This is a genomic window from Listeria sp. LM90SB2 (assembly GCF_028867355.1).
GTDB lineage: Bacteria > Bacillota > Bacilli > Lactobacillales > Listeriaceae > Listeria > Listeria monocytogenes_B.
Window position 1 is genome coordinate 2,347,391 of the sequence record NZ_CP046449.1, and the last position, 20,871, is coordinate 2,368,261.

General features: G+C 36.4%; 22 protein-coding genes and 1 pseudogene. 9 read left to right on the top strand and 14 right to left on the bottom strand.

Annotation, left to right across the window (positions count from 1 at the left end):
* Positions 1-12 precede the first annotated feature (12 nt).
* The 3 genes from GL301_RS11535 to GL301_RS11545 are packed head-to-tail and all read right to left on the bottom strand — an operon-like array spanning position 13 to position 1,944.
* Complete coding sequence (locus GL301_RS11535) at positions 13-405, bottom strand: VOC family protein (RefSeq protein ID WP_274758797.1); 393 nt, start codon at positions 403-405, stop codon at positions 13-15.
* 1 nt (position 406) lies between these two features.
* The gene (locus GL301_RS11540) at positions 407-1,063 is read right to left on the bottom strand and encodes a DNA alkylation repair protein (RefSeq protein WP_010959025.1); all 657 of its coding nucleotides are present in this window, start codon (positions 1,061-1,063) and stop codon (positions 407-409) included.
* Positions 1,060-1,944, bottom strand: coding sequence for an aldo/keto reductase (locus GL301_RS11545; RefSeq protein ID WP_003730861.1), 885 nt, complete (start codon positions 1,942-1,944; stop codon positions 1,060-1,062). Before GL301_RS11545 ends, GL301_RS11540 begins: the two co-directional genes overlap by 4 nt.
* Before the next feature lie 386 nt (positions 1,945-2,330).
* Between GL301_RS11545 and GL301_RS11550 the strand changes: the two genes are divergently transcribed.
* From GL301_RS11550 to GL301_RS11570, 5 genes are all read left to right on the top strand, one after another.
* Positions 2,331-2,951 (top strand): DUF47 domain-containing protein, encoded by a 621-nt coding sequence (locus GL301_RS11550; RefSeq protein ID WP_003723380.1) that lies wholly within the window; start codon positions 2,331-2,333, stop codon positions 2,949-2,951.
* Positions 2,952-2,964: 13 nt separating this feature from the next.
* Positions 2,965-3,963 carry an inorganic phosphate transporter gene (locus tag GL301_RS11555; protein ID WP_003727820.1) on the top strand — a complete coding sequence of 333 codons (999 nt, stop codon included), beginning with the start codon at positions 2,965-2,967 and terminating at the stop codon, positions 3,961-3,963.
* A gap of 191 nt (positions 3,964-4,154) precedes the next feature.
* Complete coding sequence (locus GL301_RS11560; protein ID WP_070298234.1) at positions 4,155-5,615, top strand: ABC transporter substrate-binding protein/permease; 1,461 nt, start codon at positions 4,155-4,157, stop codon at positions 5,613-5,615.
* Positions 5,608-6,333, top strand: a complete 726-nt coding sequence (locus GL301_RS11565; protein ID WP_003726784.1) for an amino acid ABC transporter ATP-binding protein — start codon at positions 5,608-5,610, stop codon at positions 6,331-6,333. The genes GL301_RS11560 and GL301_RS11565 overlap by 8 nt, the downstream gene beginning before the upstream one ends.
* Before the next feature lie 75 nt (positions 6,334-6,408).
* Positions 6,409-7,557 (top strand): pyridoxal phosphate-dependent aminotransferase, encoded by a 1,149-nt coding sequence (locus tag GL301_RS11570; RefSeq protein WP_003727818.1) that lies wholly within the window; start codon positions 6,409-6,411, stop codon positions 7,555-7,557.
* Positions 7,558-7,600: 43 nt separating this feature from the next.
* Here GL301_RS11570 and GL301_RS11575 read toward each other — a convergent pair whose 3' ends face one another.
* Positions 7,601-8,230, bottom strand: coding sequence for an HAD family hydrolase (locus GL301_RS11575; protein ID WP_003730859.1), 630 nt, complete (start codon positions 8,228-8,230; stop codon positions 7,601-7,603).
* Between the two features lie 172 nt (positions 8,231-8,402).
* Here GL301_RS11575 and GL301_RS11580 point away from each other — a divergent pair, with 172 nt between their 5' ends.
* Both GL301_RS11580 and GL301_RS11585 read left to right on the top strand, forming a co-directional pair.
* Positions 8,403-9,695: an NCS2 family permease gene (locus GL301_RS11580; protein WP_003726806.1), complete on the top strand. Its 1,293-nt coding sequence runs from the start codon at positions 8,403-8,405 to the stop codon at positions 9,693-9,695.
* 112 nt (positions 9,696-9,807) lie between these two features.
* A complete protein-coding gene (locus GL301_RS11585) occupies positions 9,808-10,074 on the top strand; it encodes a hypothetical protein (RefSeq protein ID WP_003723655.1) in 267 nt (88 codons plus the stop codon).
* A gap of 42 nt (positions 10,075-10,116) precedes the next feature.
* Here the strand turns inward: GL301_RS11585 and GL301_RS11590 are convergent, their stop codons facing one another.
* The 3 genes from GL301_RS11590 to GL301_RS11600 all read right to left on the bottom strand — a co-directional run bounded on the left by GL301_RS11590 (position 10,117) and on the right by GL301_RS11600 (position 11,334).
* The gene (locus GL301_RS11590) at positions 10,117-10,638 is read right to left on the bottom strand and encodes a type 1 glutamine amidotransferase domain-containing protein (protein WP_003723656.1); all 522 of its coding nucleotides are present in this window, start codon (positions 10,636-10,638) and stop codon (positions 10,117-10,119) included.
* Between the two features lie 163 nt (positions 10,639-10,801).
* Positions 10,802-11,146, bottom strand: a complete 345-nt coding sequence (locus GL301_RS11595; protein ID WP_003727816.1) for a hypothetical protein — start codon at positions 11,144-11,146, stop codon at positions 10,802-10,804.
* Positions 11,143-11,334 (bottom strand): hypothetical protein, encoded by a 192-nt coding sequence (locus tag GL301_RS11600; RefSeq protein WP_003726807.1) that lies wholly within the window; start codon positions 11,332-11,334, stop codon positions 11,143-11,145. Before GL301_RS11600 ends, GL301_RS11595 begins: the two co-directional genes overlap by 4 nt.
* 150 nt (positions 11,335-11,484) lie before the next feature.
* Here GL301_RS11600 and GL301_RS11605 point away from each other — a divergent pair, with 150 nt between their 5' ends.
* The gene (locus GL301_RS11605; protein ID WP_003726808.1) at positions 11,485-11,835 is read left to right on the top strand and encodes a PTS sugar transporter subunit IIA; all 351 of its coding nucleotides are present in this window, start codon (positions 11,485-11,487) and stop codon (positions 11,833-11,835) included.
* Here GL301_RS11605 and GL301_RS11610 read toward each other — a convergent pair.
* The 3 genes and pseudogenes from GL301_RS11610 to yjfP all read right to left on the bottom strand — a co-directional run bounded on the left by GL301_RS11610 (position 11,826) and on the right by yjfP (position 13,905).
* Positions 11,826-12,700: pseudogene (locus GL301_RS11610) on the bottom strand (GNAT family N-acetyltransferase). The gene GL301_RS11605 and the pseudogene GL301_RS11610 overlap by 10 nt on opposite strands.
* Positions 12,701-12,779: 79 nt before the next feature.
* Positions 12,780-13,088: a metal-sulfur cluster assembly factor gene (locus GL301_RS11615; RefSeq protein ID WP_003720638.1), complete on the bottom strand. Its 309-nt coding sequence runs from the start codon at positions 13,086-13,088 to the stop codon at positions 12,780-12,782.
* A gap of 64 nt (positions 13,089-13,152) precedes the next feature.
* Positions 13,153-13,905, bottom strand: a complete 753-nt coding sequence (gene yjfP / locus GL301_RS11620; protein ID WP_003727814.1) for an esterase — start codon at positions 13,903-13,905, stop codon at positions 13,153-13,155.
* A gap of 117 nt (positions 13,906-14,022) precedes the next feature.
* On the opposite strand from yjfP, the gene GL301_RS11625 reads away from it, so the two are divergent.
* The gene (locus GL301_RS11625) at positions 14,023-14,868 is read left to right on the top strand and encodes a Cof-type HAD-IIB family hydrolase (RefSeq protein ID WP_003744514.1); all 846 of its coding nucleotides are present in this window, start codon (positions 14,023-14,025) and stop codon (positions 14,866-14,868) included.
* A gap of 77 nt (positions 14,869-14,945) precedes the next feature.
* On the opposite strand, the gene GL301_RS11630 is transcribed toward GL301_RS11625, so the two are convergent.
* The 4 genes from GL301_RS11630 to addA form a co-directional block, all read right to left on the bottom strand.
* On the bottom strand, positions 14,946-15,848 hold the full coding sequence (locus GL301_RS11630; RefSeq protein ID WP_003726822.1) for a YitT family protein: 903 nt from the start codon (positions 15,846-15,848) through the stop codon (positions 14,946-14,948).
* Between the two features lie 83 nt (positions 15,849-15,931).
* Complete coding sequence (locus GL301_RS11635) at positions 15,932-16,294, bottom strand: YisL family protein (RefSeq protein ID WP_003726823.1); 363 nt, start codon at positions 16,292-16,294, stop codon at positions 15,932-15,934.
* A gap of 19 nt (positions 16,295-16,313) precedes the next feature.
* A complete protein-coding gene (locus GL301_RS11640) occupies positions 16,314-17,162 on the bottom strand; it encodes a fumarylacetoacetate hydrolase family protein (protein ID WP_003726824.1) in 849 nt (282 codons plus the stop codon).
* Entirely contained in the window at positions 17,163-20,870 is a 3,708-nt protein-coding gene (addA, locus tag GL301_RS11645) for a helicase-exonuclease AddAB subunit AddA (protein WP_012681418.1), read from the bottom strand.
* Position 20,871 lies beyond the last annotated feature (1 nt).

Consider the following 20,871-nt stretch of genomic DNA (forward strand, 5'->3'; position numbering starts at 1 on the left):
AAAGCCACAACATTACGTTGTGACTTCTGTACAAATTTCTACTTTTATTCCATTTGGATCTTCAAAAAATACAGCATAATTATTTTCACCGCCAGCAAAAGGATATCTTTCTTCATATAGAAGTTTGGTTCCTTTTGCTTTTAATTTGGCTCGAAAATCATCCACCCGTTCTTTTGTGCCACCATGAAATGCCAAATGATTGAGCCCAACTCGTTTGCGATGATAACCTTCCGCGACAAACGGTTCCTCTGTTTGCACAAATACTAAATACGTATCGGCGAATTTATAACTAAAGCCTTCATTCCAAGTCTGGTATAACTCATAAGAAAGTTCTTCTAACAGCCCTGACCAAAACAAGCGACTTTCTTCTAAATCAGCTACATATATTTCCACATGATGTAACATATCACGCCTCCCCGATGTGTTTAAGTGCTTCTCTTCGGCTTAACGGCGCAAGCGAGTGACTATTTACAAACTGACGAACTGCCCCGCTATCGACTTTTGCATATTGTCTGAGCGCCCATCCAATCGCTTTTTGAATAAAGAATTCTTTGGAATCCAGCCATTTTTCGCAATTGGAAAAAAGTAAAGCTACATCGGTTTCTTCTTTGTACTTCAATTGAAATAAAATTGCCGTTCGAGCGAGCCAAATGTTATCTCCATTTATCCACGCTTCATTATAGGTAGGAATCAACTCAGGATATAGTTTAAAATGATTACTTACTACCGTTCCCGCTAGGCCATCCACAGTATCCCACCAAGATTTCGTTACAATTAATTGCTCATATACTTTTATCGCCTCACTAAGCTGTTTTTTACCGTAACGGCTTAATAAATCAATCGCCACATACTGAAATTCACGCTCTTCTTCAGCAAATAAGGCTATCGTAAATCCAAGTAAATCTTGCGGCGCCCCATTTTCTTTCAAATATTCCGCTACCAATTTTTTTCGTTCACCGGCTCTAATTCCCAAAAAAGTAAATTGATTTTTCATGTAAGCTTCCATTGGCGGAGCATCTATTAAAGAACGATTCGCGCGGAATACCATTTGAATATCTGTCATTCCGCATTCTCACCTGATAAATAAGCGCGTTCCCGTTCAATACTACTTAAAAAGTATTCTAAATCATCTGGATCTGGTCCAACACGTTTCCCCGTTTCTAAGCGATCAATTTTTTCCATATCAATGGCATCTAGTTGGAAATAGGACAAACGTGAATTCTCCTCAATCCGACTAGAAGTAATTGACTTCGGAAAAATAATCGTATTGCGGTTCAAATGCCATTGTAAAATCACTTGATCTACAGATGCTTGATGTTTTTTCGCAATTTCTGTAATCACCGGATTTTGCATTAATATTCCTTTAGCCAGCGGTGACCAGGCAGCGTGCGCGATATTCTGTTCCGCCAAATACTTACGAAGGTCATTTTGCGGTAACAGTGGATGCGTTTCCACTTGATTTAAAACTGGTTTTTCATTTGCAGCAACCAATAAGTCACTTAAATGATGTTGCTTGAAATTCGCAACTCCAATAGATTTAATCAATTTTTCGTCATGAAGCCGCTCCATCGCTCGCCATGAATCACGGTATTTCCCAGCTACAGGCCAATGAATTAAATACAAATCCAAATAATCCAACTTCAAATTCCGAAGTGTTCGCTCAAAAGCAAATAACGTTTCATCAAAGCCAAGGTCTCCGTTCCACACTTTCGAACTAATAAATAATTCTTCTCGTGAGACTGCGCTACTAGCAATTGCTTGCCCAACAATCGCTTCATTATTATAAACTGCCGCTGTATCAAACAAACGATAACCTACTTCAATTGCCTTTTCCACAGCACCAGCGATAAATTCTTGTTCTGTTACTTGAAATACACCAAGTCCAATATAAGGAATTGTCTCATTCCCCGGTAGTATCATTCTGTCTTGTAATGTTTTTGTCAAAACGAAACCCTCCTCACGAAAACTGTTTTGTGAACTTTTTCTCTTAAATGAATTATACACTATTTTCGCAAATTTATATTTTAAAACCAGTATACCGAAATGCGCCTTACTCTCCTAATAAAAAGCCACAAAAATTCTACTTTTTTTATTCATTTAATGAAATACCTAAAAACAGCCATTGGAAACGCTGTCAGAACGTTTATTTGCAGAGCCGTCAAAAAAAAGTTTCCTATTTATTCCCATCCTATGTTAGTATTAATTTGTGGTAAAGATCTATCAAGTTTTTTATTTGTTTTCGTTAACTTATCGTTAAGAAAAAAGCTCCCTTTTCAAAGTAAAAGCGAGCTGATTATTAATGACCAAAAATGATCGGGGGAATTAAGAAAATGGCTTTTAAAAATAAAAAAGACCGTTTTGCTTCGTTGTTGCATGACATTGCAGTAAATTTACATGAAGGTGCAAATTTCTTTGCAACTTACAACATTAATTCGGTGGAGGATTTACATACTTTCTCGAATAAAATCAAAGAATATGAAACAGCTGGAGACTCCATGGTTCACAAAATGATTATGGAATTAAACGACGCTTTCATTACACCAATCGAACGTGAGGACATGTTAGAACTTACTAACCGCTTAGACGACGTAATGGATGCACTTGATGAAACAGCTTTCTCACTAGAAATCTGCCAAATCACTCATTATGATGAATACATGACTAAATTTATCCAAGCTATTCAAGCAAGCACTGTTGAAATTGAAAAAGCAGTTGACCTTGTTTTTGATAAAAAACTAAAAGACGTTCGTAAACTTGCGATCCAAATTAAAGATTACGAATCTCAATGTGATGATGTTTACCGCGAATCACTAATCCAACTTTTCCAAAACGAAAAAGATCCAATTAAACTAATTCGTCTAAGAGAAGTTTATGAAAAATTAGAAGACATTGCTGATAGTTGTCAAAGCGTTGCGAATACGCTTGAATCAATTGTCATGAAAAATGCGTAAGGGGCCTAGATAGATGGAAGGAATGTTTCTCATCACCCTCGTCATCGTACTTGCCGCGCTAGCATTTGACCTGATCAACGGGTTTCATGATACAGCTAACGCAATTGCGACTAGTGTCTCTACAAAAGCCTTAAAACCACGACATGCGATTATTCTTGCTGCCGTAATGAACTTTGTGGGTGCTATTTCATTCACAGGGGTTGCTAAAACAATTACAAAAGACATTGTTAACCCATTCGACTTAGATCACGGCGAACTTGTTATTTTAGCAGCATTACTTTCAGCTATTGCTTGGAACTTAATCACTTGGTATTTCGGAATTCCTAGTAGTTCCTCCCATGCCTTGATTGGATCCATCGCCGGTGCAGCCATTGCATCAGCCGGATTTGCAGCAATTGAATACAGCGGATTTACTAAAATCATTGTTGGTTTATTAGTATCTCCTGTACTTGCTTTCGTAGTCGGTTACACGATATATTCACTCTTCAAGGTTTTCCTGAAGAACTTAAACTTAGCCACGACCAATCGGCGCTTCCGGATGATTCAAGTCGGAACTGCTGCGCTACAATCTTACACACACGGAACTAATGATGCACAAAAATCAATGGGGATTATCACAATGGCATTAATTGCTAGTGGTTTCCAAACAACCGATGATGTGCAATTATGGGTTCAAGTATCCTGTGCGATTGCCATGGCGATTGGTACGAGTATTGGTGGTTGGAAAATCATCAAAACTGTTGGCGGTAAAATCATGAAAATCAAACCAGTTAATGGTGTAGCGGCTGATTTAAGTTCCGTTATCATTATTTTCGGTGCTACTTTCATTCATTTACCAGTTAGTACAACACACGTAATCAGCTCTTCTATCCTTGGTGTTGGAACAGCTCACCGTGTCAAAGGTGTCAAATGGGATACTGCCCAACGTATGATTATTACTTGGGTTATCACACTTCCTATTTCAGCAACAATTGCAGCACTTATCTTCTATGTACTAAGATTTATTCTTTAATATTATTTAGAGCCTTGCTAACGCGAGGCTCTTTTTATACATTTTTTTGAATAAAACTAATAAATATAATATAAAACGAGATTATTTTAAAAACATATTGCATATTTACTCATTTTGATGTATTATAATAAACATCGATAATAACGATTCATTGATTATAAATTACTCAAATACTAAAGGGAGTTGTACTTATGCAGAAGCATTTATTACAAAAGATTGCAGCAATTTTACTTGTTTTTATAGTTGTATTTTCTGGCTTCACAACTGTGTTCGCCGCTGATACAGAAGATCAAACTTTAGCTAAAATTCAAGAAAAAGGTGTTTTAACGGTCGGCCTTTCCGCTGACTATCCACCGTATGAATTTCATCAAACAATCGACGGTAAAGATAAAGTCGTTGGTTTTGATGTAAGTATTGCGGAAAAAATTGCCAAAGATTTAGATGTTAAATTAGAAATTAAAGAAATGAATTTCGACAGCTTGCTTGGCTCACTAAAAACTGGCAAGATTGATATGATTATTTCCGGGATGTCACCTACACCCGAACGTCAAAAAGAAGTGGATTTCTCTGATCCATACATGTTCGTTCAGCAACGTGTTGTGATTAGAAAGACAGATAAAGATAAATTTACAAGTGTGAATGATTTTAGTGGCGTGAAAGTTGGTGCCCAAAAGCAAACGACACAAGAAGAATTAGCTCAAAATGAGCTAGTTGGTTCAGAAGTAGTTTCCCTTCAAAAAGTACCGGACCTTATTCTTAACCTTAAAAGCAACAAAGTCGATGCGGTTGTTTTAGAAGGTCCAGTTGCTGAAGCTTATATTAGTCAAGATAAGACACTCGCTATGGCGGATATCAAATTTGCTAATGGTAGCAAAGAAACCGCCATCGCAATGCCAAAAGGTTCCACTGCTTTACAAGAAAAAGTCAACGCTTCTATTAAAGATATACAAGATACTGGCTTACTGAAAAAATATCAAAAAGAAGCCAATAAATTAATGTTCCAAGATGGTAGCTTTTACGAGAAATATGGTAATTACTTTATCACTGGTACATTAATCACTATTGCCCTTGCCGCTATTGGCGTATTATGTGGCGCCATTCTCGGCTCATTACTAGCGCTCATGAAACTGGCGAAAACAAGATGGTTACGCTGGCCAGCAGCATGTTATATTGAATTTGTCCGTGGTACGCCACTTCTAATTCAAATTTTCATCGTCTTTTTCGGAACTCAAATTATCGGTATGGACGTATCCGCCTTTGTTTCTGGTTGTATCGCCCTATCGCTAAACAGTGCCGCTTATGTTGCTGAAACTATCCGCGCAGGTATTTCTGCTGTCAACAAAGGTCAAATGGAAGCAGCTCGTTCCCTTGGTATGACACAAGGCGCTAGCATGCGTTACATCATCTTACCGCAAGCCGTGAAAAATATTCTTCCTGCTCTTGGGAATGAATTCGTCACTGTTATTAAAGAATCTTCCATCGTATCCGTTATCGGTGTAACAGAACTAATGTTTATGACCGGCGTAGTCCAAGGCGCAAGCTTCAAGCCATTTATCCCACTAATTATCACATCATTAATTTACTTTGTACTAACATTTAGCTTATCAAGACTACTAGGTGTTGCTGAAAGGAGAATGAGAACAAGTGATTGATATTAAAAATTTACACAAACATTTTGGCAAATTAGAAGTCTTAAAAGGTATTGATCTTGAAATCGCATCTGGAGAAGTGGTCGTAGTTATCGGCCCTTCCGGAAGCGGAAAAAGTACTTTCTTACGTTGCCTGAACTTATTAGAACAACCAACAACCGGCACGATTCTTTTTGAAAACAAAGACCTAATGGCAAAACAAACCAACGTCAACGAACTTCGTCAAAAAATGGGCATGGTTTTCCAAAACTTCAACTTGTTCCCACATAAAAATGTTCTTGAAAACCTAATGTTAGCGCCTATGAAAGTAAAGAATGAAGATAGTGCAGCTGCGAAAAAACACGCGCTTTCTCTACTGGAAAAAGTCGGTCTAGCTGATAAAGCAACTAGCTACCCTTCCCAACTTTCTGGTGGACAACAACAACGGGTAGCCATTGCCCGAGCACTCGCAATGAATCCTGACGTAATGCTATTCGATGAACCAACTTCCGCACTTGACCCCGAAATGGTCGGTGAAGTATTAAGCGTTATGAAGTCGCTTGCTAAAGAAGGTATGACGATGGTTGTCGTAACGCACGAAATGGGCTTCGCAAGAGAAGTTGCCGACCGCGTTGTCTTCATGGATGCTGGCGTGATTCAAGAACAAGGCACGCCCGAAGAAGTATTCGGGAACCCGCAAAACGATCGTACAAAAGACTTTTTAGGAAAAGTTTTAGCATAACCAAAGATTACGTCTCGCCTATTTTAGGTGAGGCGTTTATCTGCACTTATAGAAAAAAGGAGCTAATTATACATGATGAATAACTCAAAAATTGCTAAAAAACATCAACAAATGCCTGTGAACATTCTTGCTGATATTGGCACACTTGCCAAAACAATGCCTGATATTCTCGATTTATCCATTGGTGATCCTGATTTAATTACGGATGAATCGATTATTAATGCCGCTTTTGAAGACGTACGGGCAGGCCATACAAAATACACAGAATCTGGTGGAGATGTAGAACTCATCGATGCTATTCGTGGTTATTTTAGCCGTAATTATGATTTGTCTTTTGAACGCAGCCAAATCCGCGCTACAGTTGGCGCGCTTCATGGTATGTACCTAACCTTGCAAACCATTCTCGACGACGGCGATGAAGTCATTATTCACGAACCCTACTTCTCCCCGTATAAAGATCAAGTGTTAAATTCCGGTGGTACTCCTATCATTATTCCAACCTATGAGAAAGACGATTTTGCGATTAATGTCGATATTTTAGAAGCTGCCATTACTGATAAAACGAAAGCTTTAATTTTAAATTCACCTAATAATCCCACCGGTGCTGTTTTTTCACCGGAAACCTTTGAAAAAATTGCTAATCTAGCGAAAAAATATGACTTTTTTATTTTGTCGGATGAAGTATATGATGGTTTTAGTTTTTATGAAGACTTCGTACCAATGGCCAAATTCGCGCCAGATCACACGATTACATTTGGTAGTATGTCTAAAAACTTCGCAATGACCGGTTGGCGCTTAGGATATATGATTGCTCCTACTTATTTAAACGAAGCTGCAAAGATTATTAATGAAGGAATTACTTATTCAGCTCCTACACCGTCCCAAAGAGCTGCTATTTACGCATTAAATCATTCTGAGACACTAATTCCTTTAGTAACAGAAACTTTCCAAAAACGCCTAGAATACATCGCAAAACGGGTGGAAGAAATCCCATATCTTTCTTTACATCCACTTAAAGGTTCGATTTACGCCTTTATTAATATTTCTAAAACAAATATGGATTCCGTTTCATTTACAGAATATGTCTTAAAAGAAACACAAGTCCTCGTCATTCCTGGGCTAGCTTTTGGTGAATCTGGTGATAATTATGTTCGCCTAGCTGCAACCCAAGACATTAGCGTGCTAGAAGAAGCATTTAACCGTCTAGCCAAATTAACCTTTTAACAAAAAGAGCAAACTCGCTTCATAGGCAAGTTTGCTCTTTTTTCTATTTTAAATTGATTTCTGCAAAAGAAGAAACAACCGTCGCCTCTTTTGGAAAAGTGATGTTTTTTGTAGCTTCATTCGGTACGATATACACCTTTAACCCAGCCTGCATTGCTGATAGCGCACCATTTTTGGAATCTTCTATAGCAATTGCTTCTTCTGGTTTAACCCCAAGCGCTTCTACTGCTTGTAAGTAAAGTGCCGGATGTGGCTTAATTTCATCCACATGGTCTGCCGTTTGTATCGTCTCAAAATCAGCTAAAATGCCCAGACGATCCAGCGTAGGCCCAATCCAGTCAAATCCCGAACTCGTTGCAAGGCCTATTTTAAAATCATTCGCTTTTACTTGTTCAAAAAATTCTTTAAAACCATCACGAAAGCCAAGTGATTGTTGACCAAGATGACAAGCTTCCGCCACAGTAGTTAAAAAAGCTTCTTTATCAAAAGCCCCGTTCGTTGCTTCCATCATATAGCGAATAATTGGTTCTTCACTTGTACCGATAATTTGTTGATAAATTTCATCTGGTAAATCAATATCGTACGTCTCTTTCAAATAGTTCATTGTCTCTGTATACCATAAATTTTCCGTATCAAGCATAGTTCCATCAAAATCAAAAACAACTGCCTTCACATGCATCCTCCTAGTATAAGTGATATTTTCATTGTAACATAGATAAACTATTTAAGAAATCTTCGAAAAAGGGTTGCTTTTTTAGTAAAAAACGAATAATATTGTATTTGTGGTTTTTAATGTTCGTTATTTACCATTAAGCATGATTTTAAAAAAGGAGTGAAACACACGCATGTTTCAATTAAAGGCAAACGGTACAGATGTTAAAACGGAAGTTATCTCTGGTTTTACTACATTCCTAACGATGGTATATATCGTAGTAGTTAACCCCGCAATTCTTTCCGCAGCAGGTGTTCCATTCAACACTGTATTCATGGCAACAATCATTTCAGCAGTAATCGGTACATTATGGATGGCGATTTTCGCTAACTATCCAATCGCGATTGCGCCAGGACTTGGTATGAACGCTTACTTCGTCACAGTAGTTACAACTCAAAAACTAGATTATTCGGTCGCATTCGCTGCGGTCTTTGTAGCAGGTATTATTTTCTTATTATTATCTTTAACACCGCTTCGTGAAAAAATCATTGAAGCTATTCCACATAATTTAAAAGCTGGGATTACTGCTGGTATTGGTTTATTTATCGCTTTCCTTGGCTTCCGTATGACAGGCATTATTGTTTCTAACGATTCTAACTTAGTAGGTTTAGGTGACTTACATTCCAAAGAAGCTATTTTAGCTATTGTTGGTCTTTTAATCACTTTAATCTTGCTTGCTTTAAACGTAAAAGGCGCTTTATTTATTGGGATGATTGCCACTGGTATCATTGCTTTTATCACTGGTGAACTGAAATTTACAGAAGGTATCGTTAAACTTCCGCCAATGCCAGAATTCGTCTTCACTAATCCTATTCACGCTTTTGGTGATGTGATGAGTTACGGGCTCTATGCTGTCGTCCTGTCCTTCTTACTTATAACGATTTTTGATACAACCGGAACAATGATCGGTGTTGCAAAAAAAGCTGGCCTAATGAAAGGTGAGTCATTACCAAATGCGAAACAAGCCTTAATGGCTGATGCGGTTGCAACAAGTGTTGGTTCGATGTTTGGTACAACGCCAACAAGTGCTTACATTGAATCTTCTGCTGGGGTTGCAACTGGTGGACGTACTGGTCTTACTACACTTACAGTTGCTATCCTGTTCATGGTATCAGCATTCTTCGCTCCACTTGTTGGTGCTGTCTCTGGAATTTCTGCTATTACTGCACCAGCACTTATAGTTGTTGGTAGTATGATGATTGGTGCTGTTAAAGAAATCGACTGGGATACATTAGATGAAGCATTCCCTGCTTTCTTAGTTATTCTAGCTATGCCACTTACTTCAAGCATCGCAATCGGCTTAGCATTCGGATTTATTTCTTACCCAGTATTAAAAGTATTCACTGGTAAATGGCGTGAACTTAACTGGTTCCTAATCGTTATCGCCGTATTATTCTTCATTCTCGTAGCATTTTTACCACATTAATCAATGAATAAAAGCGTCTACTGAACTCAGCTAGGCGCTTTTTTATTGGACAAAAACCCGCTCGTTTGCTATAAAGAAGAGAGAAACTAATTAGAAATGAGTTGAACTTGTCGTGTTTTTAAAATCACTGCTCGCTGGTGTCGCACTTGCTGTTGTTGTTTTTCTAGCAAGCTTTTTGATGCCTGACTACACTGTATCCACTTTATATTCCATTGTAACGACTATCATTGTCTTTGCATCCATTATTCTATCCGCATTCGTATCCTTTGGTGGCCGTAGTGGAAACCCAAGTCGAAAAAGCCAATTACGCTGGAGTATCCTGCTTTTAGTTGCAGCAATTCCTAGTTTTATCGGCTTTATCGTAACTTTTTACTTTTAAACTAAAAAGAAGCATTCCCAAAATATGGAAATGCTTCTTTTTTTAATCTTCTAAAGCGGAAATAAATGCTGGTAAATATTCTGGAAGGTCTGGTGGGCGACGACTCGAAATAATATGGCCGTCTGTTACAACAGGCTCGTTATGCCAAATAGCTCCCGCATTCGTCATATCATCTTTAATTCCCGGTGTACTTGTTACATTCACGCCTTCTAAAATACCAGCCGAAACAAGTACCCATCCAGCATGGCAAATTTGTCCAATTGGTTTTTTCGCCTTATCAAATGCACGAACCAAATTTAGTACGCTATCAAAACGGCGTAATTTGTCTGGGGACCAGCCACCTGGAACTAAAATCCCATCATAATCTTCTGCGCGAACAGAATCAAAATCATAGTCAGAAGTAACAGGAACTCCGTACTTACCGTGATAAACTTTCTTTGCTTCCTCAGCCACTAGATGCACCGAAGCTCCTGCCTCGCGCAATCTAAGCACTGGATACCAAAGCTCTAAATCCTCAAAGTCTTCACTGACAAGTGCAATAACTTTTTTACCTTTTAAAGTCATATAAATCTCCTCCTATCCTCTTCTACAGTATAACAATAACTAGATTGTTATTAAATTATTCCGCCTATAAAAGAAGACAAAAAAAGACGCTCGAAATAAACATTTCCAGCGTTGCCATCATGTTCGGGCGTCTATGCATAACGGGATGAGGCATAGACATGAACTACACGGCCAATGAGATGAATGAAAACAAATAATGATTTTGGTGTCTAAACAGATGTCTGACTAGTTGCCATTCTATTGGAAGATGGATACACCAAAAGTCATTATAACCATGATAGGGTCTTATCCCCATGAAAATCACATTAATAAAAATGAAACTTTCATCGAGGTAAAACTCTATCCTATAACTTATTTTACTATTGTTCTTGAAAAAAGCAAGTAAATAAATATAGATTTTTTGTGACAAAGATAAGAAAGATGAGAACTGGCTTACTTTTATTGTTATTTTCTGTATAAAAATTACTATATTACAAATAAAAAGGAAACCATTAAAGGTCCCCTTCAACTAAAAATTTCTACAACCATCCAAGAAATAATAGCGACTAATGGAATTAAGACCCATACATTATGACCAAGTAAGCTAGAGCGAGCAGCTGGTTTGTCTTCGAGCAGTTGAATTCTATCACGCAAATCATGCACTTCAAGCTCAAGGTCTTGTACTTTATCTTCAAGTTCGTATAAACGTTCTTCCATTTGAATCCCTCCACACCTTTTCTATTGCCTATTATACGCTAAGCTCCATGAAACACATCGTTCCATAGGCTGATTTATTGCTAATTTATTGTCATACCGTTCAGGCATTTGCTACAATGAAAGAAAACTATCAACTGTTGGGGTGGAAAAATGGAAATTCAAGTAGAAGAAGCTGTTGTAAAACTCATTTTGCATGGCGGAAACACACGAAAAGAAGCATACAAAGCAATTGATTTTGCGGAAAAGTATCAATTTGATGAAGCCGATAAACATCTGCAAATCGCACAGGATCAATTCCAAGAAGGTCATATTTGGCAAACAAAATTAGTATCCATTCGCGACTCAGAAACGGTAGCTCATCCTTCCTTTTTACTTATTCATGGGCAGGATCACTTAATGACGGCACAAGCGGAATTGCAACTTGCCAAAAGAATCATTAAACAATACAAACATCAACAACGTATCGAAGAACGACTTACTAAACTTGAAAATCAAGCGTGAGAGGTCGCTGGAAATAAGAAGTAATTTTCACTTGTAAGCACATTTGGACGCACAAACAACATATCTTCCGTTTCAATGATATAAGCCGCATCAATGTATTTGCTTTTTTCTGGCGTAAAAAGAAGATGGATTGTTTCGATTTTTTTGGTAGAAAGATAACTTAGAACTTCCACCACATCTAGTTTTTTTGTACTAAGAATATCCAGTACATATAGATCAGTACCTTCCTGTTCCATCAGAACAATTACATCTAATTCTTCCAAATAATAAAGCTCGTTTTTTAACGCAATTAATACATAAAACATCAGTAAATCTTCACTTTCTTTGACATCTAATATGTTAGAAAGTGATGCTCTTTTGGATACAATACGACTAATTAGCTGAAAATCCGTTTTATTATCGGGATTCAGCTTTTTTAATTTACTAGCTTTTTTTTCAAATTGCAAGCATCTACAGTAAAGCTACTTTCCTCTATACGTTCAAACCCAAATTTCGGGTAAAAATCCAATACAGTATCATTTGCAAATAAATAAAGAAAATCATACTGGTCTTCATACTTAGCTATCACATGATTTAATAAATTCTTAGCAAGACCCTGTCCACGGTAATTCGGATGCGTCATTACTGTTCCAATTTGTAACGCACTATAATTTTCCCCTTGATAAATTAAATTCATTTTGTTAATGGAGACGTTCGAGATAACTTCATTATTATCTATATAAGAATAACAAACATACTTGTCATTCCAAAAACCGCTTCTAAACCATTCTTCAAAATTAATGTCAAATGTACTTTCCGCAAGTTTATTAAAACTATCACGATACATTTTATTATCTTTATAATCACTTATCATTTCATAATTCATCGTTTTAATCCTCTATTCAGTCATATAAAAATAACAGGTATAACGCAAAATACGTCCTACCTGCTTATTTTTATTTAATTCAACGTATACCAAGCGCTATTTTTGCATAGCGTGACATACGATCTTTAGTCCAAGGTGGATTCCAAACAAGATTTACATTTGTATCTTTCACTTCTGGAATATCACTAAGTGCCATTTGTACTTGCTCAGTCAAAATACCAGCAAGTGGACATCCCATTGTTGTAAGCGTCATTGATACTGTGCAAAGGCCGTCATCATCTAATTCAACATCGTATACAAGACCAATATTCACAATATCAATTCCAAGTTCTGGATCGATAACTTGTTCTAGTGCGCCCATTAAATTTTCTTTCAGTTGCTCATCCATGAAGCATATGCCTCCTTTTTGCCATTTTGTACATTTATTGTATCATATATGAGAATGATTTTCATTATAAGAATTTCTCGAAAAAGCTTACACCTTGTAGCATTCCTTCGACCGAAACTTTGTGTTTCGCATTGTCGTCGATGATAAATTGCACATTATCTGCCAAGCTTTCTTCTACTAATGTTTGGTATAACTTTTCGCTGTACGCAAAAGGTACCACATCGTCTTTTTTGCCATGCCAAAGTAACAATGGTCGGTTATTTATTTTGGTGATATTTTGGGTCAAATCATATTTTTGTAAAGTTAAAATTCGCTCATCCACGTCATACGGGAAAGTTAACCCTTGCGCCAATGCATATTTAGATAACTCCTTAGCAAAATCAACGTAATAAGCACTTCCCATTAAACTGACCGCTACTTTAATATTTTCATATTGCCCAAGAAGGCCAAGCGAAGTAATAGCTCCCATGGAAACTCCGCCAACTCCAATACGATTAGCATCCGTTTTTCCAGCTTTAATTAATTCATTAGTAATTAGAGGGAATTCTATAATATTTGTCTCAATAACATCCCAAAAGAATGTAGCCTGATCTTCCGGATTCGCTCCTTGTAGACGCTCACCATGCAACTTTGCATCCGGCAAAACTACTCGAAAGCCACGCTGCGCAAGTAGATAACCATAATGTAAATATAATTCTTTTTGAGAAGTAAATCCATGATAAAAAATAATCGTTGGTAACATTTGATCAGCATTTTCACTATTACTAATATGTAAAACTGGTATTCCCGCAATTTGTTCATTTTCCACTTGAATCATTGTGAAGCCTCATTTCTATTGAGTTTATTAAGCTACTGTAAAGGTCGGAATCATTTACAAATTTGTGATAAACGTCTATCATTGATGTGTGCCCTTATTTTAGCATGAAGGGCAGCTTTGAACCAACCATATGAATTAAAGGAGCAAACTATGTCTAAAAAATTAATCGTACTAGATCTTGATGGAACAACACTTAGAGATGATTTAACTATCTCCTCCCATACAAAAAAAACTTTAGAAAAAGCCCGCATGGCCGGTCACGAAGTAATGATTGCAACGGGACGCCCATATCGAATAAGTGGCTCTTATTACCATGAACTCGGATTAACAACGCCGATTGTAAATTTCAACGGTGCCGTCTATCACCATCCTAGACTTACTACCTTCGCTGAGGGCTATCATCATGCCATTGATTTACAAGTTGTTCATGAGTTACTCGATTTTTCAAACGGCTTTTCATTAGATAATATCGCAGCAGAGGTGCAAGATAATGTCTTCTTAAAAGAACGAAACAACAGCGTTCCTGAAACATTCCACTTAGGCACTGAAAACATTGTCTTTGGAAACATCCGTGATGCTATTAAATCAGATGCTACTTCTTTACTGTTTTTTGGAAAAATTGACCAACTTGATTTAATTAGCAAACACTTGGATGAATCTCTTTCCGGCGTTATTTCTCACCATACATGGGGAGCATCTGCTTGGCCAGCCGTTGAAATTATTAAATTCGGTATTCATAAAGCTATTGGCGTGCAAGCAGCGGCTAAAACACTCGGCTTTGATCGTAAAGATATCATTGCATTTGGCGATGAAACGAATGATTTACAAATGCTTGATTACGCTGGTGTTGGGGTTGCTATGGGAAATGCTGCCGAGTCTGTTAAAAATGTGGCAAACGTGGTAACTGCTTCTAATCAAGATGATGGTATAGCACTCTATTTAGAAGAAAACTTAAACCTATAATAAAAAGCTGCAAGTAAGGTCTTACAAAAGTTAGGAATGCTAATTTTTGATTCAAGAGCCATTACTTTGCAGCTTTTTTACATCATTTTATTTTTATACATCGCCATTGCTAATTTTTGATCTGCTTCTGAACGAAAATCACCGAATACGCTTGAGGTCTCCATAACATTAATAAATGCTTTAGAGTCAAACTCGCCAACAATGTGCGTAATATCATATAGTTCATAACGCGTAATCACCATAATCAGCATTGCTACGTCTTCTTTTGAATAACCACCCATCGCATCCACAACTGTAATTCCTCGTACCATGTTCTCATGGATTGCTTTGATTACTGTTTCAGAGTGTTGCGTCATTATCATGACAGTCAGCTTCTGATGTCTTGTATGAATAATGTCAATAACTCTACTCTGAACATATAAAGAAATGAGCGTGTACAGCGCAAATGTCCAATCATATGCAAAACCTGCAACAATAATAATAACTCCATTTAAAAGCAAGAAATATTTCCCAAAAGAACGCCCTGTTTTAATAGTGATATACATTGCTACTATATCTAATCCGCCAGTAGAAATACCGAATTTCAAAGCCAGACCAATACCTACAGATGCAATTAAAGCCCCAAAAATCGCATTAAGCAAAATATCACTAGATACTTGCACCTCTGGGATAACAATCAAGAAAAAGGACATAAAAGCAACTGTTAAAAAACTAAAAACAGTAAATGATTTTCCTACTTTTAACCACCCTAAAATCGCCACTGGAATATTTAATAACAGAACAAGTAGTCCTGTTGAAATAGAAATATTCATTGAATCTCGTAACATGTCTGAACCTAGTTGTGCAACCCCATTTAATCCAGCTGCATAAACTTGTGCTGGTATTAAAAAGAAGTTCATGCCTATTGCGTTTAAAAGTGCTGCTATTATTGCAATGGCGGTTTTTTTAGCATACTCTTTATATACTATTTTTGAACTCATTTTCTTCTCTCCTTTTTTGGCCCTAACATAACATACCAACTTTCTAGAGAAAAGAGAAGTCTTTTTTATTATTTTTTTGATTTTTAATTAAATAATGGATATCCGCCTGATAAATAGAAGCCTAATGAGATGGTAATCACTACGACAATAACAAAAATCATCAAAAACATTCCTGTTGGTTTTTGTTGTTTCCTGTAACTAAGTAGCATCTCCACTACACCAATTACAATGATTCCCATCAGAATTTTAAATATTGCCAGAATCCAACTTTGCTCTATGCTGTATTTGACCATCATAATTCCACTCAAAATAACCAGAATATAAAAAACTCGATTGATCATTTGCAACATTGTAAAACTTTTTGTCGATTTCGAATAAATGAGTAAAGCTGTAACCGTTAGTACAACAATAGCCACCCATGAAATCAAATGAATATAACCCCACATAATACATCCCTCTTTCTTATTAAGATTTTCTTACTTTGTTAGTCAGTGTCCCAATTTTATCAATAGTAATTTCGACAACATCTCCAGCTTGCAGAAAAGTTGGAGGTGTCATGCCTTTCCCCACACCACTTGGAGTTCCTGTAGCTATCACATCCCCAGGCAACAATGTATGCCCTTTTGATAAATCAGAAATAATCCTAGCTAAATTAAATATACATTTATCTGTAGAGTCAGACTGTCTTATTTCACCGTTAACCTTAGTTTCAATATGAAAAACAACTTCTTTACTTCCATTGTTTTCCAGCACATATGGTCCCATTGGACAACTGGCATCAAGACTTTTCCCAAGGTAAAATTGTTTATGTTTTTTCTGAAGATCCCGAGCTGTTACATCATTTAAAATAGTAAATCCAAATATGGCGGATAATGCATCTTGCTCGGATAAATCTCTTACCTTTTCTCCTATAATTATTGCGAGTTCGCCTTCATAATCTAATTGACTAGTTAGGTTTTGATGTAGCTCAATTTTGCCATTATGCGGCAATAAACTATTAGCACTTTTTGTAAATACAAGGATATGTTCTGGAACGTCTTCTTTGCTCCCCATCTCTAGCACATGATTATAATAATTTTTCCCAATTGCAATAATATTATTTGGTGGGGTGATAGGAACTTGGATTTCTACTTCAGCTAAATCAATATCCCCTTTGATTCCTTTTAGTTCAGGGACAAGCGGCTTTTCTTTGATAAAGTCTAAAAGAGTAGCAGGTGGATTCGAAAAAATTGTTTGTGCAGGGATAATTTTATTTTCAGGTGTTAAAATGCCATAATTAAAATCGCCCTCATGCTGATAACTCAACCATTTCATTTAAAAACCTTCCTTTGTGTTTATTTGACATATATGTTGTCCATCGAAGAAATATAAATAAGCTGCATCAACTTTTTTACCACTTATCGCTTGAATCGCTTTTGCATAAAGTTTGATTTGAATATGATATCGTTCTTTCATTATTTTTTCAGCAGCTTCCCAATTAGAATACCTACCCTCTATTTTATCTGTTTTATAGTCAATCAAAGTAATTGTTTCTTCTTCTTCAATCATGCTATCTACAACACCTTGGATAAGTACACGTTCGTCTATATCAACTTTTTCGTATAACTCAGATACAGGAAGTAAATAACTAAATGGCACTTCACGTTTTACTAAATCTTTTTTCTGCAACATAGTTTTTCCTAATTGCGATTCAAAAAAGCCTAGCACTTGTTTAATATTGATTGCTTTAAGTTGTGCTTCTGTTAGTATATCCTTTTCACGCATTGTTTGTAAAAGCTGTTCCAAATCTTCCTTTGTCGGTTGATGTTCTAAAGAAACTGCTTGCATTAGCGTATGCATTGCCGTGCCAATTTCTGTTGCAGATAATTTATTTTGCTGTAAAAATTTGGGTCTGTCTAATGAAACTTTTTGAAATTCTTTTAAAAGTGTAGTATCACTCCAACTATCTTGCAAAGAAAATTGCCGCTTGAGCTCTGTTACCGACTGTTTAGCACGAATCTTTGTCGCCTCTTCATTTTGGTACTCATAGTTCATATATCGCTGAATTTCATCCTTATAAGGGCTTTTGACAGGTATTGGTTGATGTTCTTTTATATTGTCCAACCAATTAACCGTTTCTGTCTTTTCCAATTCATTAGTTAGAAACATTTCCTTGGTTTTTATTTCAATCTGTAGTTTCATATCTGTCGGAAGCGTTTGGATCATTTCCTCACACAATAATTCTTTAAAATTAGAATGTCTAATTGTGGCGTTTCCTATCCAATCCAAATAACATTTCGCTTTAGCTCTTGTGGATGCAGGTAAAATAGTCTCTTTTTCTTTTGCAACTTGTAACCAATTCTTACTTGTTTTTTCAAAATCAGGCACCGTTGCTGTCAAAATTAACTTCTCTTCTGCACGAGTAAGAGCAACGTAAAGAACTCGCATCTCTTCCGCGATCATTTCTCGAGATTTTTTTTGTTTCATTGCTTGCTGCATAATTGTTGGATAAACAATCATTTTCTCTATATCTCGATAATTAGATGCAAAACCGTAATCCTTATCTAAAAGTGTTTTGCTATAAATATCACGCATATTAAATTTCCTGCTTAACCCAGAGACAATGACCACTGGAAATTCTAATCCTTTACTTGCATGGATTGTCATCATACGAACGACATCTTCTTTTTCACCAAGTGTTTTTGCGGTTCCTAAATCATCGCCTCGAACTTCTAAGCGTTCGACAAAACGGACAAAGCGAAACAACCCACGAAAAGATGTTTTTTCGTATTGATTAGCTCGGTCATATAACGCACGTAAATTAGCCTGGCGTTGTTTGCCACCCGGTAATCCACCAACAAATTCATAAAAATTAGTTTCTTGATAGATTTGCCAAATTAATGATGTTAAGTTTTCCCGGATAGATAACTCACGCCAATTATTTAACTGTTGAATAAAATCACTCATTTTATCTGCAGTTTCCGAAACGGTTGTATCTTTGTATGTTAACAATGCATCATAGAAATAACCATTCTTTTTCGCCATACGAACTTGTCCTAGCTCTTCTTCGTTTAAACCGATTATGGGTGACCGTAAAACAGCAGCGAGCGGAATATCTTGGTAAGGGTTGTCAATCACTTTCATCAGTGCAATCATCGTAGCTACTTCTGTTGTTTCAAAATAACCAGAATTGTTATTCGCGTAAAAAGGGATATCCTGAACTTTCATTGCTTCTTCCATATCTGGAGCGCTTGTCATCGCCCTAGCTAAAATAACTATATCTCGATATTGAATCGGTCTGTTTTGTTTCATTTTTTTATCAAATATAGGAAACTTATTGTCTATCATTTCTTTAATTTTCATTGCAATTGCACGTGATTCCACTTGATTTTTTTGTAATTCTTGAGGTGACAATTCATCTTCAGTTTCACTCTCCACAGACTTCATATCAATTAGCAGTAGTTCCGTCGCCATATCAGTCGTTTCAGGAAAACTTGCGCCTAAAGTTAATTCCGCCGCTGCATCATAATCAATTTCAGCAATGTGCTTATCCATCAATTGATGAAATATAAAATTAGTCGCATCTAAAACTTCTTTTCTACTTCTAAAGTTTTGCGACAAATCAATACGTATTCCGCTTCCATTTCCATCTTGTTGGTAAGTTTGATATTTCGTCATAAATAGCGTTGGTTCTGCTAAACGGAACCGATAAATAGACTGCTTTACATCCCCAACCATGAATAAATTCCCTTGTTCCTCACCTGAATTAGTTACTAGTCGTAGGATAGTTTCTTGCACCATATTAGTATCTTGATATTCATCAATTAATACTTCTTTAAATTGTTTTTGATAGTTTTTAGCAACTTCTGATGCTTCATTGTCTTTTAATAAAATCTTTAATGCTAAGTGTTCTAAATCATTAAAATCCAATACTCCTCTTTGCTGTTTTTCTTCAAAGAAATTTTCAGCAAATTTTTTCACTAATCTACTCAAGGTTTTGATGTCTGGTTTCATTTTTTCTAAGTCAGATAAATAATTTATTTCTTCTCGTGAAAACCAATCAGTTGCGATATTTTTAATTTCTTTTTTTGCTGCATCTCGAAATTTCTTTGCTTCCTCTACATATTCTTCATCGTAATCACTTTTATTTTTTAGTGTTGGAATACGCTTAAAATCAATACTTTCAATAGCCTTTTTCAGCTGTCCCCAGCTATTCCAGCTCAATTCTGTTATTGCTTCAATTTGAGCTAAATCATTTTCTAACGTAGCTAAATAAGGTACAGGTCCATTATTTTCATTTGCATAATCTATCGCATTTAATAAATAATTTTTAGCTTGATTAACTCTTAATTCAATATCTTCTTTAATAATTGGAAAATAAGGTAATTCTGTAATCGAAGTAGTCTCTTCTGTATTATAAAAGTCCACCATTTCTTCTAACCATATATTCGGATCTGGATTTGCTCTTGAGAAATCATATAGCTTAGATATTAACGCGTGAAGCTCTGCATCCGACCTATCTCCAGTAAAAGACTCTACCAAGTGAAAAAACGGCTCATTGTTTTCAATACTGTATTCTTGTTCAAGCAAATTTTCTAGAACCTCATCACGAATCATACTACTTTCGATTGGCTCAATTAAGCGAAAATTTGGATCAATATCTGCATCAAAATAATATTTTCTAATAATTTCTAAGCAAAAAGAGTGGAGAGTGGAAATAGAAGCATAGTTAAGTAAAGCCACTTGCCTTTTTAAATGGGTAGAATCTGGATTTTGAGCTAGAGCTTCTTCCAAGCCTTTCCCAATTCTAAACTTCATTTCAGCAGCAGATGCATTAGTAAAAGTTACGATTAGCAACTCGTCAACATTTAAGTTCGCTGACTCATTTATTAACTTCTCAATAATTCTGGTTACTAATACAGCTGTCTTCCCTGAACCAGCAGCAGCAGCTACAAGCACATTGTTCCCTTCAGCTTGGATAGCTTTCCACTGGTCATCTGTCCATAAAGAACTTTCTGGTTTTGGCGGTATATTTAATCCCATG

What these genes read in the sequence shown, in the direction of transcription:
- GL301_RS11580 (WP_003726806.1), top strand. Translation starts at nt 8,403, where the DNA reads ATGTTTCAATTAAAGGCAAACGGTACAGATGTTAAAACGGAAGTTATC.
- GL301_RS11635 (WP_003726823.1), bottom strand. Translation starts at nt 16,294, where the DNA reads ATGTGGGGTTATATTCATTTGATTTCATGGGTGGCTATTGTTGTACTA.
- GL301_RS11555 (WP_003727820.1), top strand. Translation starts at nt 2,965, where the DNA reads ATGGAAGGAATGTTTCTCATCACCCTCGTCATCGTACTTGCCGCGCTA.
- GL301_RS11540 (WP_010959025.1), bottom strand. Translation starts at nt 1,063, where the DNA reads ATGACAGATATTCAAATGGTATTCCGCGCGAATCGTTCTTTAATAGAT.
- addA (WP_012681418.1), bottom strand. Translation starts at nt 20,870, where the DNA reads ATGGGATTAAATATACCGCCAAAACCAGAAAGTTCTTTATGGACAGAT.
- GL301_RS11615 (WP_003720638.1), bottom strand. Translation starts at nt 13,088, where the DNA reads ATGGATGAGCAACTGAAAGAAAATTTAATGGGCGCACTAGAACAAGTT.
- GL301_RS11535 (WP_274758797.1), bottom strand. Translation starts at nt 405, where the DNA reads ATGTTACATCATGTGGAAATATATGTAGCTGATTTAGAAGAAAGTCGC.
- GL301_RS11590 (WP_003723656.1), bottom strand. Translation starts at nt 10,638, where the DNA reads ATGACTTTAAAAGGTAAAAAAGTTATTGCACTTGTCAGTGAAGACTTT.
- GL301_RS11550 (WP_003723380.1), top strand. Translation starts at nt 2,331, where the DNA reads ATGGCTTTTAAAAATAAAAAAGACCGTTTTGCTTCGTTGTTGCATGAC.
- yjfP (WP_003727814.1), bottom strand. Translation starts at nt 13,905, where the DNA reads ATGATTCAAGTGGAAAATGAACAAATTGCGGGAATACCAGTTTTACAT.
- GL301_RS11600 (WP_003726807.1), bottom strand. Translation starts at nt 11,334, where the DNA reads ATGGAAGAACGTTTATACGAACTTGAAGATAAAGTACAAGACCTTGAG.
- GL301_RS11570 (WP_003727818.1), top strand. Translation starts at nt 6,409, where the DNA reads ATGAATAACTCAAAAATTGCTAAAAAACATCAACAAATGCCTGTGAAC.
- GL301_RS11605 (WP_003726808.1), top strand. Translation starts at nt 11,485, where the DNA reads ATGGAAATTCAAGTAGAAGAAGCTGTTGTAAAACTCATTTTGCATGGC.
- GL301_RS11560 (WP_070298234.1), top strand. Translation starts at nt 4,155, where the DNA reads ATGCAGAAGCATTTATTACAAAAGATTGCAGCAATTTTACTTGTTTTT.
- GL301_RS11640 (WP_003726824.1), bottom strand. Translation starts at nt 17,162, where the DNA reads ATGAAATGGTTGAGTTATCAGCATGAGGGCGATTTTAATTATGGCATT.
- GL301_RS11630 (WP_003726822.1), bottom strand. Translation starts at nt 15,848, where the DNA reads ATGAGTTCAAAAATAGTATATAAAGAGTATGCTAAAAAAACCGCCATT.